This is a genomic window from Pedobacter folensis (assembly GCF_056490665.1).
This window is the reverse complement of sequence record NZ_JBWJIF010000001.1, coordinates 684,046-699,724: the sequence shown is the minus strand read 5'-3', so window position 1 is coordinate 699,724 and position 15,679 is coordinate 684,046. Positions and strand designations below refer to the sequence as shown.

Below are 15,679 nucleotides of genomic sequence, written 5' to 3'. Positions count from 1 at the left end.
TCCTATATCTTCTCTAACACCAAAACCCAATCATTACCATTTGCGGGTTCGCCTGGTGGGTTAAATTCTTTTATTCCTTTGTTTTCAAATTCTCCTATTGCTGTAGTTTTTCCGGTTCTTGGGTCAAACCACGATGCCTTTACATCATCGCCATCGGTTTTACCTAACTGAACACTGAAATTTTTTCCGGTATAAGTATAAAGGAGTGCAAATTCTTCACCTCTTGTGCCGATAACACGTTCGTATTTTTCGCCATTCTTTCCAGCTATTAAAGTCTGATCAGGTACACGGTCGAAATAGGAATGCGAAAGCATTAAATCTTTCAGGTACTGCATTTGTTTTGCTCCCGGAGCATTTATTGCCATTATCCATTGATCTTTCGGACCATAAGCAGGTTTTAAATCTGTTTTTTTGTACATCTGCATCACCGAATTATGGCCATAGGTGTAACCGAAAGCACCTGCAAAAACCGACCAGTAACCATATCTTCTTACATCGCTATCTGTCCAGCGTGGCTGGCTGGTATCGTGCAAACCTTGTGGAATGTCTTCGTATGAAGGTTCGCCATCAATAGTCGGTTTGGTTGGTTTCAGTTTATAGTCGGCTTCGATGTATTTCCAGTTATCTTCTCCATAATGTAATTTCTCGTTTTTAGATGTATCCTGATCGTAACGGCGATGGCCTGACTGTACCATGTCAAAATCGCACCATTTAGCTTGTTGAAACCATTGCGAAGAAGCCGTACGCCCCCTTGGATGGAAAGTAATTAAATGATTCGGGTCATTCGCCCTTAGCGTTTCACCAATGGTATTCCAAACTTCTTTTTTATCGCTACCTTTAATATCACCACCATTGAGCCAGATAATATTCCATTTTTCTTTATAACGTTTAGCCAAAAATTCGGAATAAACCTTTGCCTGGTCTTTCTTAACTTTTCCATTTTTAACATTGGTACCCCAAACCGGAACCAGGGCCATATAAAGCCCTTTTTCAGCTGCTTTATCAACGATATAATCTACATGATCCCAATAATCATAAGCCAAAGAATCTTTCGGGTTATTGCCTGGTGTAAGCATCGGCTTTGAAACATCGGCGTGTACAAGTGACGAATCCAAATAGATATTTCTCGATGGCACATCGTGTAATAGCATCACCTGGATTACATTGAATCCTTTTTGTTTACGGTCTTCCAGGTAAGTATTTGCCTCTTCTCTTGTCAATCTGCCAAATAACAACCAGCCTGTATCGCCGAGCCAAAAGAATGGTTTGCCATCGCCAGTGGTTAAATATCTTCCATTTTCAGAAATCAGAAGGCTTTTATCCCCAAAATGAGGTTTCTTCTTACAAGCCAAAGCGAGGCAAGAAACCATAACAAGCAGAAATATTTTAGATTTAATGTTCATGTTAAATTTTATTGATGATGAGTACCTCGTCGCCTGAAGCTACTTTATTCAACTTTACAATGGCGCCAGCATTAATTTTTTCTTCTTTAAGCATTTTACCGGTTCGGGTGTTCAGCACTTTTACATTGAATTTCCCTGTGATCTTACTTAAATCAAGATTAATCGCATCTGCTGAAGCATTGTATAAAATGTAAGCTTTGCCTGCATTTTCCAGTCCGTATTGTTTAGCTGATTTACCTGCCGGAAGAAATGCTTTCATTGAAGAAGCGGCATTTAGAACCGACTGATCTATTTCATTGATATTTGATAGTGAACCGCCTGCCATTAAAATCGCCCATCCGAAGCTATCAAAGCTATCGCCCGAATAAATCACAGCCTTTTCAGGGAATTTGTTTTTATATTCGGAAACGGCATGGTAAACTTCTTCGAAAGATGTTTTCTTAGGTTTTAACAAACGTGCATGCTGACGGGGTGCTAAACTTAAGCCTCCTTGTGGTGCATAAGCTGTTCCATCGGCCTGGTAATGCCAGTACCTGATATCGATTAAATCGACAACATTGGCACGATTTGGGTCAGCTAAAATGGCATCCTGAACATCTTTGGTTACACTTAAACCAATGATGGGATGTTTGCTTGTTTCTTTTTCCCACTCTTTTATGGTGTCGATCCAGAATTGTACAAAATGTAAGGGACCGGTAAACTCAGCACCAATTAACTGAATAACACCTGTATTTCCATTGAAATTCTCCAGGCATTTTCTGATGTAAGCCTTATGGATCGCTTTACGGTGCTCGTTTGTGATATCGTAAAACTGCTCAGCCATAAAAATACGTTTATCACCGGCATATGGAACTGGTTCGGGGAAACCTGTATTATTGATGTTGTTTGCCGTACGCCAGGGAAAATCAGCATAATGTGCACCAGCTTCGATAATATTGTGCTGAAAATAATTTTCATGGATTAAAACCAGGCCTTTCTGGTCGGCCAGATTGGCAAATTGTTTTAACCTATCCCAATACCAAAGATTGTATTTGGTGATATCGTATTTGCTTAAACCATCCCAGGCTTTATCCTGTCCGCTACGGGCGAAAGGCAATTCGTAAAATGGTGCCCAAACCTCGCCATCCATACGGCGGATACGTTCATGATCATCTCTTCTTCTATCGTACCAAAGGCCGTAATTGTGATCGAGTACTTTTACTGAACCGTTTTTCATGGCATCTGTAATCGAATCCAAATCGTCTGTTAAGCCATTTCCCGAACGTCCGGGTACAAAACGTGTAACATGGAATTTTGTGTTTTTTAAACCGTAAGGGCGCGCACTTCCATTCCACCAGGGCACATCCTGGCGATTTCCCACCACAAGTTCATTGCCGCGAACCAACCAACCATTTTTGATGGTCATGGCGCTAGCAAGTGTTGGTTGAACAACTTTATCCAGGCCAATTTTATCGATACTTTTTTCTGAACCAGCATTCGTTGGAATTTTATTTCTTTCAGATGCGGCATCAATATATTCTGAAACGGTTAATGCAGGTTTATAGGCCAGCTTGGTTAGTTTTAGCGCTACATCAACAGGTGGGCTACTTGATGCTTCGGTTTCTACCGGAAGAACGAAATTCCTTTTATCGGCTTCGTTACCTAATCTATCTTTTAACTGTGCATAATATAAACTTCTTGGTTGAATCTGTTCGTTAGACATATCCCAATAACCGTTCCCGGCAAATTGTGACCAGGTTCCAAAAGCCCAGTTTTGAGCTGTCGGGGGTTGAAAATTATCAACCCTGGCTGCACTGCACTGCCAGAATACACTGTTTGCAGCGCTCCACCCTGCCCCTTGACCATCTTGTCCGCGGTTTAAATAACTTAAGGCCTGTCCATCAATATTTACGATATCGAACAACACACCTGATGCCCAGCTATCAATTGCACCACTAAAACTAAAAGGCAAATACGACTGGCATTGCACAAAAACATTTGGTCCGGGTGCACAAAAGCCTACCGCAAAATCATGGTAACCATATTCTGAATATAACCTTTGGAAAAGGGTCTGTGATCCTGTGGTTAAAAATGTAAACCGGCGTTCACCACCAATTTCAGAAATTGGGGCCAGTGATTTACAATCTTCAACAGTAATCCTTTTTGAAGTCTCCAAAACATTTACAGCAGAACCCGCAAAATGTTCAAAAACAACCTGACGAACCCAGGCATCCTGCACATTCTCTAAACAAATGGCTGTCCAGCGGTGATACTCGTCTTTACTATTTTCTTTATGGTAATCGGATTCGATTTTTAGATTTTCAACACCCGATTGCGCAATTCTACCCGCCCATTTGTATTTTGAAAGGGTTGCACCCCCAAACCTGGAATCTAAGGCTGTTGTAATTGGCGCATCGAAAGTGATCGTATTGCCGTTTATTGCGGTGATTTTTCTATCCCAATGAATGTCCCTTGTTCCTGGTTTCCAGCCTAAAGCACTTTCACCACCGCCAAACTCGACAGTTTTAAGGGTTTCGATCCATTCTTTGGTTGATGGGCGATGAATGAGGATCTGATCGCCAATTTTTAATCCATTTGTATTTGCTAAGGTAATTTTATTTGCATTTACAGGCACATAAGTATCAGTAAGGGCTATCGCTTGTTCCTCCACCTTGTTCTTTTGACCCAAAATTCTGATCACACCAATACGATCTAAACCTGTAGCGAAAATTTTTGTGCCGTTTTCGCCCATTCCACTTCCACGAAGAACTACTCCGGAAGCTGATAACCGCAATGTTCCAGCGACTTCATAAGTCCCTTTTTCCAGTAAAACCGCACCACGTAAACCATCTTTTCCGATCGGTAATTTAGCGACGTAATTAATGGCTGATTGAATCCTTAGGGTGGCATCACCTTTTGAAACAGGAACCACGACCTTTATTGTGGCATCAGGAATGGCTTCTTCGCCAGCCATGTAACCTGCATACGAAAAATCAGGAATACGGTTTCCTTCTGCATCGGGCGTATAAGCCATTTTGCCATCTTTTCCTTTAAAAATTGGCTTTGGTGGCTCAACAGGTTTTGTCTTTTGTGCAAAAGAAAAGTTAGCCACCAAAATCGCCATTACCAAAAACGGTAAGGTTTTTAGTTGTATAACTTTTAATATGTGGTTAGTTTTTGGCATTAATGTTTTTTATTTGTCATGCTGAGACACGAAGCATCTGCAACCTATGGTCTACTGTCCTTGCCTATTCTCCTCCAGCCTTAGCAGTAGTTTTATTAACGTTTTGTTTTCACAGCATGCATATTCATCACTACATTCAGAGTCACAATGCTATTTGATTAGGTTTTTATCTTTCAATTATCTCTTCATTCAAAAATCTCCACTTTGGATTAAAAATTTCAATCAACTCATTTTTCTTTTTCCTAGTCCAGCCCTTAATTTCTTTTTCTCTTTCAATTGCATGCTCAACGAACTGATATCTTTCGAAAAAAATTAAATAGTGGCAATTGTATTTAAAAGTAAAAGCAAATTTATTTTCTCTATTCTCTAGGTGTTGTTTAAGTCTAACCTCTAAGTCATTTGTTACGCCTGTGTACAAAACAGTTCTGTTCTTGTTTGTTAAGATGTAGACAAAGTAATTATGGTCCATAATATATTTAAAAGCTACGTTTCATCGCTTGCAGATTCTTCACTGCGTTCAGAATGACAGCATATACAAGAATTTTCTACGGTCTCACTTTATTAATATCAACCAAACTATTCAAGTACACTTCGATATTGGCATCACCTGATTTCGATAGCTTTGTAGCATCTTTGGCATCTTTAGGATTAAGTCCGTTTTTGATTTCCCAGGCATCTGGAATACCATCGTGATCGCTATCCAGATAGGGTTTTCCTTTATATTCAGGGTAACCGCCAACTTGTGCGATATCTGAAATAATGCCTTGTTTATAAGAATCGGCAGGTAAACGACGTTTTACATAACTTTGTTTAGCTGGAAGTTTTCCGTCTTCAACATGCTCAATCTTACCGGTTGTAACCTGTTTGATGATACGTTGATCTACCGCATCGCGAACCGGTAAAGATGCACCTGCATTAGCCAGCACATAATCGTAAGCCTTTTTGGTGTCGATGATTGTAATTTTGGCCATAGGTAATGGTTTATCTACTTTCATCGAATCCAGTAGTCTTTGTTTATCTCTTTTGCTTTCAGGCTGAACGCCGCCATCCCAGTTGTTTTTGGTTACTTTTTCATTTCCTTCAATAATATTTCCGGTTACATAAGCGCGGCCAAATTCATTCGAAAACTTTTTATCCCTACCCGATTCTGGCTTCAAGATACGATAAGAAATCGGTTCTCCTGCAGGTGTAATGGGTCCTGGTTTGTAATAATTATTAATGAAACTGTATAGAGAAGCATTATCGCCACCATCGGCACTTCTGTTCCACCAGTTAAAGATCACATTATTGGCAAAACCAAAATCGCCGTACATACCCACAGATGGGTTGCGACTGATATTTGAGGCCCAAAGATTACGCATGAAAGTTGAATTTAAACCTCCAATGGTACTTCCGAAAGCATGGTTATAGGTATCTAAGGCTTCAGAAAAAATCGAATTTTGAATGGTAACGTTTACCGTAGGTAATTTCTCTGGTTTAGAACCGTCTTTTTTGTCATAAACATGGCGATAAATAGACATGTTTTCATCCAATCCCCAGCTCGCTGAAACATGGTCGATGATGATATTACCAACGGGATTACCTCCAATGGCATCATCTCTTCGTGTAACGTCTGTCTGGCCACGGCGGAAACGCATATAACGGATCACCACATCGTGTGTGTTAATCCATACCGATTCGCCAGCCACACAAACACCATCGCCAGGTGCACTTTGACCGGCAATGGTAATATAAGGTGCCCGAATAATCAGTGGTGTTTTTAATCTGATAATGCCCGAAACGTTGAAAACAATAATTCTCGCCCCGCCTTGTTCGCAGGCTTCACGCAGTGTTCCCTTGCCAGAATCTTCCAGGCTGGTTACCACATAAACTTTTCCTCCTCGGCCTCCGAACGAGTATGCGCCACCACCTTCAGCGCCAGGAAAGGCTACGGTTTTCGCTTGTGGTAAATCGCCTGGTTTAGCCGCCCATGGAATATAAGGTTTACCATGTTTTGCCTCTTCATCAACAATATGTTTAACTTTTAAAAACTGAAGTTCTGATTTTTCTTCGATACTTTTCAAAAGTGAATCGGCTTTCTTTTCCATTGCTTCAGGGATAACCGGATATTGCGAAAAAGCTACATTTCCTATACCGCATAAAGCAATTATGCTAAAAATTGAATTCCAGGTACGCATATTAATTAGGTTTTACAATTGAAACAGGAACAACACTATTTAAATATACTTCGATGTTTGAATAACCGCTTTTGGTAATTTTCGCAGCATCAGATGCATCCTTAGGATTCAAGCCGTTTTTAAGTTCATACGCGTCTGGCATACCATCATCGTCTGAATCTTTGTAAGGCGTTCCTTTGTATTCAGGATAACCTCCAACTTGTGAAACCTCTGTAATGATACCTTGTTTATAAGAATCGCCTGGTAACCTGCGGTGTTCGAACTGGAAAGCAGATGGTTTAGCGTTCGGATGAACTTCAATTTTTCCGGTAGCCACTTGTTTCACGACACGTGTATCAACCGGATCTCTTTTTGGTAAGGTTGCGCCGGCATTTGCCAATACATATTCTTTAGCCTGTAAAGTTGGTATGATACTGATTTTAGGCATTGGGAACGGATCTTTGGCTTTCATTGCAGGAAAGTATTTACCAGCTGTTTCCAAAGGCATTAAATTTCCTTTTTTATCTTCCATCTGTACGCCTCCATCCCAGTTATTTTTGGTTACCCGCTCATTACCATCAATAATATTTCCGGCAACATAGGCACGGCCGAACACCACGTAAGGTAATTTACTACGGCCTGATTCTGGTTTCAAAATCCGGTAACTGATCGGATCTTTTAATTCGGTAACCGGCCCTGGTTTATAATAGTTGTTGATGATGTTGTATTGTGCCGTATAATCGCCACCATCGGTAGAGCGGTTATTCCAGTTGAACACCACGTTATTGGCGAAGTTAAAAATACCGTTCCAGCCGATTGATGGGTTACGGGCGCCGTTATCGGCCCAAAGGTTACGTACAAAAGCACAATTTTCGCCACCTAAAGTACTGCCAAAAGCATGGTTCCAGTAATCTAAGGCTTCCGAGAAAATAGAGTTTTGTATGGTGATATTAACTGTTCCCAGTTTTTCTTCGGTTTTACCTGTGCTATCATTGTACATGTGGCGGTACATCGACATATTTTCATCCAAACCCCAACTTGCCGAAACGTGATCAATCATGATGTTTCCAACCGGATTTCCACCAATGGCATCATCGCGGCGGCCCACAAAAGTTTCACCTCTTCTAAAACGCATGAAGCGAACAATAACATCGTGGGTATTTAACCAAACCGATTCGCCAGCTACACACACACCGTCACCCGGCGCGGTTTGCCCAGCAATGGTAATGTATGGGGCACGGATGATCAATGGCGTTTTCAGCCTGATGATTCCGGCAACATTGAAAACAACAATTCTTGCTCCACCTTGTTCGCAGGCATCACGCAAAGAGCCCGGACCCCTATCGTTTAAATTTTTAACGACAATTACCCTACCGCCATGACCACCAAAGCTGTATGCACCTCCACCTTCAGCACCTGGAAATGCCAGGAGTTTAGACTGAGGGAGGTCAGTTGGCCGGCCAGCCCATGGAATATAAGGCTTACCTTCAGCAGCTTCTTTGGCCATAATAGGCTTGGCTTTTTCCCAGGCTATATCCGACTGGTGATAAGCTTCTTTCATCATCGAATCGGAAGATTTTTTGATGTCGGCCGGAATATTCGGGTATTGGGCAAATGTATAATTTGCGGAGAAAATTAATGCCGTTGTACACAACAGATTTAAAAAGTTCTTTTTCATTTGTGTTTGCTCGTTGGGAAGAGAAAGAAGTTACGAAATATTTTTGATCAGCAGAAAAAATCTAATCTATAATATTTAAAATCGTGGCTCATTTCTTTGTCTATCCTTGTAAATAATTTTGGTTAGAAAGTATATTATCTTTCAAATTTGCACGCAAAAAGCGGCTATTTAATGTATAATTTTGGCTAGCTATTGTACCATCTTATCAATTGGCAAAAATGCCTGTAACAAATTAAATTCATTCTCGCAGCCATGTTACAAGATAGGAATAAAATTCATATATAAATGTAACATTCTTAAATAAAAAAAAGGAAACAAATTAATGTTCCCTTTTTTCAAAAACCAAATAAAAAAAACCGGGGCGGTGAGCAAACCACCCCAAAGATCTTAGCTCAATTATTTAAATGGATCGAACGCGCCACCCCAGGTATTGTTTTGCTGGAGGTTTACATTGTTTTGAATAGACGCGGTTGGAATGCCAAAAAAGTATACGCCAGCCTGGTAAGCAATATCATAGGTATCCAGTGCCTTTGTTGTCACTGTAAAGTTGGTGGCATAAAAAGCATCCAGGTTTGTGGCTGCAGCTGCATCTCTGGTGCTCAGGATATAATCCGTTCCTGTGCCCGTGTTTTTCAGTGCAATATTAATGGCCAACCTTCTTTTTCCATTCAATGTTGTTTCCAGTAATTTTCTTCTTCTTAAATCCCAGAAACGTTTCCCCTCAAAAGCCAGCTCAATTCTTCTTTCGCGCATAATGGCCGTTACCAGTTGAGCACCGCTCATTCCGGCAGTTAAGCCATAAAGTCCGTCTGTACCGGCCTCAATACCTGCACGTTTTCTGATCGCGATCAGGTTCGCATAAGCTTCCTGACTCTGACCTACATTACCAATCTCAGCCGCACATTCTGCTAAATTCAACAACACTTCCGCATAACGCATTTCGATCCAATCGGTACCGGCATAAATAAAATTACTGGTTGTTAATGCCGGATCGATACCTTTTCTTAAGTAAAAACCGCTGGCGGTTGCCTGTGATTCTGTACTAAGCGTTGTAGAGCCTTTAGTGTAATTATAAGTCCATAAACGATAATTCGGATTGGCATTTAATGGCCAATTTGCACCATTATAAGCAATTGTCTGATCGAACCTCGGATCGCGGTCTTTGTAAAAAGTGGCTAAAGTGTAAGGGTACTTGGTCGAAGTACCTGCATCTTTACCATCTTTCATCGGGAAAGCCAAAGCCATGTCGTAAGTCGGCAAATTAGACCCACCAGTAGTTCCGATATATTTTGGCACCGTTGCATTTGGATACGTATTATTGTTTTGAGCCAAATCAGTTGTAGCCATATTATATTGAGTGGTTAACACCGCTTCAGGGTTTTGTGGGGTACTGCCTGATTTACTTCCTTCGGTTGTCCACATGGTGACATCAAATTTTGAATATAAACCAAATCCGTTGGTTGAAAGATTTTCTACGGCCAGCACATTGGCATCGTAAGCAGCTTTCCACCTTGTCTGATCATTCGTAGGATTAAATTCCGGGCTTGCCCAATACATCAATACTTTACCTTTATAAGCCAATGCTGCACCTTTGGTAATACGGCCATAATCTGCATTGCTCGTCCATTTGGTTGGTAAATACTTAATGCAGGTATCTAAATCTCTAATAATTTGAGCAAAAGTTTCAGAAGTTGTATTTCTAGGTAATAATGCAGCTTTTTTCGCCTCATCGCCTACCGCATCCAGTGGGGTAAGCACAATGGGCACCCCTCCATAGAGTTTAACCAGTTCGAAATACCTAAACGCCCGCCAGAATGTAGCCTGTGCATTAAATCGTCTTTTAGTTCCAGCCGACAAGGTGCCATTGTTTATGTCTCTGATGAACATATTAATAGACCTGATTTTTACATAGTTACCGGCAGTATTCAAATTTCCTAAATCGGTAACCGACTCGATGGTTGCTGTACCTTTTACAAAAACGTTATCTCCGTATTGCTCATCAGACAATGAATTTACCGAACCGCTTAAGCCACCTACATTACCAAACCATGAGGGCTGATTTTGTCCGTAAATATAGTTCATGCTTAAAGTTGCAGTAACCGAATCATTATAAATTTGTTCCGCAACAAAGTTGCCCAAATCTTGTTTTTCCAATACCTTTTTACAGTTGCTGAAGAGCATAGTAAGTGAGGCAGAAATTGCGATTAATATGATTAATTTTTTCATGATATTTCTTGTAATTATAAGCCAACATTTATACCAAAAGAAATTGTCCTTAGTGTTGGATAGGTACCCACTGGAGAAAGAAAATCTCTATAGTTATCTGGAAATGGATTAATAAACTGAACCGGATTGGTTGCCTGTGCAAATACCCTAATGCTGTTTATACCTACTTTTTGGGTTAAAGTAGCCGGTATTGAATAACTCAAATTGGCATTGGTAATCCCCAATTGCGTGGCCGATACCAACCAAAAATCACTTTCTTCGAATGCGCTGGTAAAATAAGGGTTAGGATAAGCGGCATTGGTATTTGTTTTGGTCCAGTGATCTGCCCAGTATGAGGCCCTGTTTCCATAAATAGAAGGACTTGTTCCACTAGGTTTTAAACCACCAATACTGGTGTAGCCACCCCATGATAAACCTCCAACAACATTAAGACTAAGACCCTTATAACCAATATTAAAGTTTAAACCTAAGTAATTATGGTTGGTTTGGCGGTTCGTAATATATTGTTTATCCGCAACACTGATCACACCATCGCCATTTACATCTTCATAGTTGATCATGCCCGGCTGTAAAACATTATCTAATATTTTAACTTTTTTAGCGTCATTTCCAACAGCCGATCCGTTAATACGCTGTGCAATAATAGCATTAGCCTCATCCTGTGTTCTGATAATACCTAAAGATTTGTATCCGAAATAACCCGGATCGTTTGATTGACCAGTTAGGTCTTCAAGCGTACCAATCTTTCCCGATGCCAAATCATACCTGATGTATTTATTATCATTCCAGGTGTAAAACGGAGAGAAACTATAGCTGAAATTTTCACCAATTTTATCTTTCCAGGTTAAACTAAGCTCGTAACCAAAAGTATTTACAATACCAAAGTTTTCTGTCGGAACAGCTGCACCAATAACGGCCGGTACAGAAGAAGATAATGTGGTTAACATATCATAATTATGGCTCCAGAAATATTCTGCCGTAGCCGTAAGTCTGTTGTTTAAGAAAGCCATATCCACACCATAATTGGTTTTTAATGAATGATCCCAAACAACCATTTCGTTAGGAATAGCAATATTTGTTTTCACACCGATGGTTCTGTCGCCATTATTAAAAACAGCGCCACCATTATTCCCGGTACCCACATTGTACGATGCCAGGTATTGGTAAGGTTTGGTATTATCTGTACCTGTTAAACCTACTGAAACCCTAAACTTTAAGAGGTCCATAAATTTAACATGGTCTTTAAAGAATTTTTCCTGCGATGCCACCCATCCTGCAGAAGCAGCCGGGAAACCACCCCAGTTACGCCCTGGAGCAAACCTCGAACTACCATCTCTACGGTAAACCAATTGTAACAGGTATTTATTATCGTAATCGTAGTTAATACGCGAAATAATGGATTGGAAACCAAACTGATTCACCAAACCTACCTGATTTGAACTTTGTGTACCCACTGCAAATGTTTGGTATGGTAATGCACCGGTAACCAAACCTTCAACCATTGCTGATACCCCTTCCTGATTCGATTCCCTCTGCTCTAATAAAGCTGTGGCAGATATGCTGTGTTTGCCAAAAGTACGGTCGTAGGTAAAACCACCATTTAATTGGTATGATTCGCTGAACACCGGATTCAAACGAATCCTATCGCCATTTTTGATTGAAGACACCGACAATAAAGCACCACCTGGAATATGGCTGTTTAAACCTAAACCAGCATATTTGTAATAGTTAAATGTAGTACCAAACTGCTTTCCATTGCTGGCGTTGATGTTCTTATTTGCGGTAAATGTAGCTGTCAAACCTTTTACGCCCGGTATTTGATAGGTTATTTTACCTAACATGTTCATTACGTAGGCTTTGCTGCTTGTAAAATTATCGGTATTTTGGATTAAGAAGAAGTTTACATTCTCTAAACCGCCACCCGCGTTGGCGCCCAATAATACCGGGTTGCCATCAATAAAATATTCAGACCAGGGATTAACATTTTGTAGGGTCGCTACGTCATTGTCTAAACTCTCACTGGTGCTGTTCAGTTTGTAAAAGTAACTTTTCGACTGATTAACATCAGTGCTGATTGATGCCGAAACCGTTAATCCTTTACCTAATTTAGCATCGATACTTGCTCTTAAGCCATATTTACTTGAATTAACACCTTTAAAATTTGAATTTTGGGTAATGTAATCGCCACCTACAAAATAAGTCACCTTATCGGTACCTCCGCTGATGTTTAAGGCCTGACGATACATATTCGAAGTTTGAAATGCACTTTTTAACCAGTTATTATTGTGGTTGCCAAAATATTCTAATTCATCAGGCGTATACCACAATGGTTCTTTAGTGGTCGTCACACCGTCCACAACCTTAAATCCGTCTGCCGGGTTGATATAAGTATTTTGCCTTACTACCCCAGCTGTAACTTGCTGATAAACGCTTGCATCCAGATAATCATTCACAAAATTACCAAGCTGTAAACCACTCATCATATCTGGAAGTTTAGTGGCGTCAGAAAAACCTACCGATGAACTGAAATTAATTTTTGGCGCACCCGTTTTACCTCTTTTCGTGCGAACAATAATTACTCCGTTTGCACCTGAAACCCCAAAAATTGCAGCTTCGGCATCTTTTAGTACGGAAACACTTTCTACCACGTTTTGGTCTAACAGGTCGAAATCTGCCTGCGTTCTGATGACATCATCAATTACGAAAATCGGATTGGTACCCTGACCGCCGTCTTTGGCAAACGCAACCGGATTACGGATGGTAATGGTTGTTCCCTGCCCCGGTCTTTGTGTACCTCCAGAAATGTTCAGGTTGGGTGCTGTTCCTCTTAAGGCAGCACTTAAAGTTAACGCCGGTACATCTTCTACCTTTTTGATATCGGCTGTTGATACAGAACCGGTTAAGGTAACTTTCTTTTGTGTACCATAACCCACAACCACTACTTCTTCTAAATTTTGATTATCAGAAACCAGTTTCACATTAATGGTTGTTTGTGTACCTACCGGGATGGTTTGCCGGGCGTAGCCGATGTATGAAAACACCAGTACATCACTGTTTGATTTTACCTGTATGGTATAAACCCCATCAGAGTTGGTGCTCACATTACTTGGAACACCTTTCAGACTTACGTTTACTCCAGGAATTCCCTGTCCATCGGCCTGATCTACAACCTTACCTGTAATCTTTCGGTCTTGAGCAAAAAGCATTGTACTTGCCAGTAAGATCATGAGCAAGGACAAAGAAATTTTGCGTAAAAATTTTAAGTTCATCTTATTATTTGGTTAGTTTTTAATTCAATGGTTGAGGATTTATACGTCCTTAATCAAAGGTTTTATTGCGCTAAATTTTAAACTTTATAAATGGAGAGGGTTAATGAGTTAGATTTTTTTTCTATTAAATTCTGTTTCCTTCGGAACTATAAATTAAAACAGGTCTTACAAGCTTTCCGGAAAAAAAATGAAAATAATATGCGGTGATTTGGCTCATTTTTTATTTTGATCTTGATAATTATTTTGGTTAGAAAGTATATTATAATTCAAAATTGCACGCAAAATATCACTATTTTATGTATAATTTTCTCCAGCTATTGTAGTATATTATCATTCGGCAAAAATCCTTGTAACAAATTAAATTGATTACGATAACTGATATACAAGGTAGATATTAAATTCATATATAAATTTAATATTTAAATAAAAAGTATTTTAATATTGGAATTTAGCTGATTTTTAAGTTAAAAACGTTGTTTAGACGCTTATTTTAAAGCTTTGGTAAAAAAATATTTACAAAAGAAAAAGGGACATGAGTGGTGTCCCTTTAAATTTGATCATAAAAATGATACTGTTTATTCCTTCTGATTGCTTCCAATACTCGAACCTAAGTATTATTTGATGAGCTATTAACAATTCTTTTTTCTCAAGGGTACAACAATGATCCGCATGGCCTTACCTGCTCATTAATACGATGGGGCTTAAATAGAAAAGGAAGCAATCGCTGCTCCCTTTTTCTTCAAACCAAATATATGGCGGTACCAACCGCCGAACAAAACACTTTATCGCTGAACTTTGATGCTCACATTAATGTAAGGCCTTTTCTGCAAGTCGGCAGTAACTACATTAACATATAACATCCCATATTTACCCTCCGGAGTAAGGAAAAACACCGCATTACCTGGCGCTAAACCATTAGCCGGAAGAACTTGAGTAGTTTCATTAAAAGTAATTGCCCTTGCTTTAGCTAAAGTTTCTATAGATGAGCCAGAAATTGCCGTAGTGAGAAATGCATTGGCTTGTCCGGTAACAGGCTGACTAAATTTAGTCGCTCTTTTAGGACTAAAGCCGCTAATATCGTAAACGGTTAATGGATTAGTAGCTACGCTTAGGGAATATAAATTAACTACCCAGGTTGGCGTCTGAACTGTAGAATTTGATCCTGGCTTTCTATATATACCAAAATCTATCTTTCCGGCATTGGCTGATGCATTTGTATAACTAAAACCTGTAGCATCAGTAAGTGATAAAAAGCTTGGTAGAGATTTCGCAACCGTATCTGGTAAATAAATATCCCTGTTGGCGTAAATCATAAAACTCGGATTTACCTCAACTGTTACTTTTTTGTATCCGTCGCCAATGTACACACCCTTTTCATTTAACGCACAAATACGAAAGCTTTGTTTGCCATCACGAAGTGCAGCTGCAGGAAAAAGCGTGTTATTTGGAAGTTTAATCACGGCTGAAAAACTTCTGCGTTTAGTAGGATCGGTAATGGCTATTGTATAACGCGTAGCCTGAACCGTACCTGAAGAAACCTCAAATACATACGAATACATATCCTCGTTAGCCGAGTTTATAGTGAAATCAATCCATACCTCTTCTTTGTCGTTAATTACTTTGTAATCGGTCACGCAACGAGGATCGCTATTGTTGAAAGTTACGGTAACATCATCGAACATGTTAAAAATGTTCGCCGATTCTTTTTTGCAAGAAGCGAAAAGAATCAAGCATAACCCGATGAGTAACTTATTTATATATCTAGTTTTCATTATTTTAATTTT

8 protein-coding genes are annotated in these 15,679 nt (G+C 39.8%); all 8 read right to left on the bottom strand.

The genetic code is table 11. The features are described from left to right. Window positions 1-2: 2 nt before the first annotated feature. Window positions 3-1,403 (bottom strand): glycoside hydrolase family 140 protein, encoded by a 1,401-nt coding sequence (locus AC04QZ_RS02735; RefSeq protein WP_478356476.1) that lies wholly within the window; start codon window positions 1,401-1,403, stop codon window positions 3-5. 1 nt (window position 1,404) lies between these two features. Continuing rightward, window positions 1,405-4,566, bottom strand: coding sequence for a DUF6298 domain-containing protein (locus AC04QZ_RS02730; RefSeq protein ID WP_478356475.1), 3,162 nt, complete (start codon window positions 4,564-4,566; stop codon window positions 1,405-1,407). A 166-nt stretch (window positions 4,567-4,732) separates the two neighbouring features. Beyond that, window positions 4,733-5,035, bottom strand: a complete 303-nt coding sequence (locus tag AC04QZ_RS02725; RefSeq protein WP_478356474.1) for a GIY-YIG nuclease family protein — start codon at window positions 5,033-5,035, stop codon at window positions 4,733-4,735. 76 nt (window positions 5,036-5,111) lie between these two features. Beyond that, complete coding sequence (locus tag AC04QZ_RS02720; protein WP_478356473.1) at window positions 5,112-6,743, bottom strand: pectate lyase family protein; 1,632 nt, start codon at window positions 6,741-6,743, stop codon at window positions 5,112-5,114. Window position 6,744: 1 nt separating this feature from the next. After that, complete coding sequence (locus tag AC04QZ_RS02715; RefSeq protein ID WP_478356472.1) at window positions 6,745-8,400, bottom strand: pectate lyase family protein; 1,656 nt, start codon at window positions 8,398-8,400, stop codon at window positions 6,745-6,747. 396 nt (window positions 8,401-8,796) lie between these two features. Beyond that, window positions 8,797-10,626: a RagB/SusD family nutrient uptake outer membrane protein gene (locus tag AC04QZ_RS02710; RefSeq protein ID WP_086546118.1), complete on the bottom strand. Its 1,830-nt coding sequence runs from the start codon at window positions 10,624-10,626 to the stop codon at window positions 8,797-8,799. Between the two features lie 14 nt (window positions 10,627-10,640). Then, the gene (locus AC04QZ_RS02705; protein ID WP_478356471.1) at window positions 10,641-13,895 is read right to left on the bottom strand and encodes a SusC/RagA family TonB-linked outer membrane protein; all 3,255 of its coding nucleotides are present in this window, start codon (window positions 13,893-13,895) and stop codon (window positions 10,641-10,643) included. 782 nt (window positions 13,896-14,677) lie between these two features. Then, the gene (locus tag AC04QZ_RS02700; protein ID WP_145954235.1) at window positions 14,678-15,667 is read right to left on the bottom strand and encodes a hypothetical protein; all 990 of its coding nucleotides are present in this window, start codon (window positions 15,665-15,667) and stop codon (window positions 14,678-14,680) included. Between the last annotated feature and the right edge of the window lie 12 nt (window positions 15,668-15,679).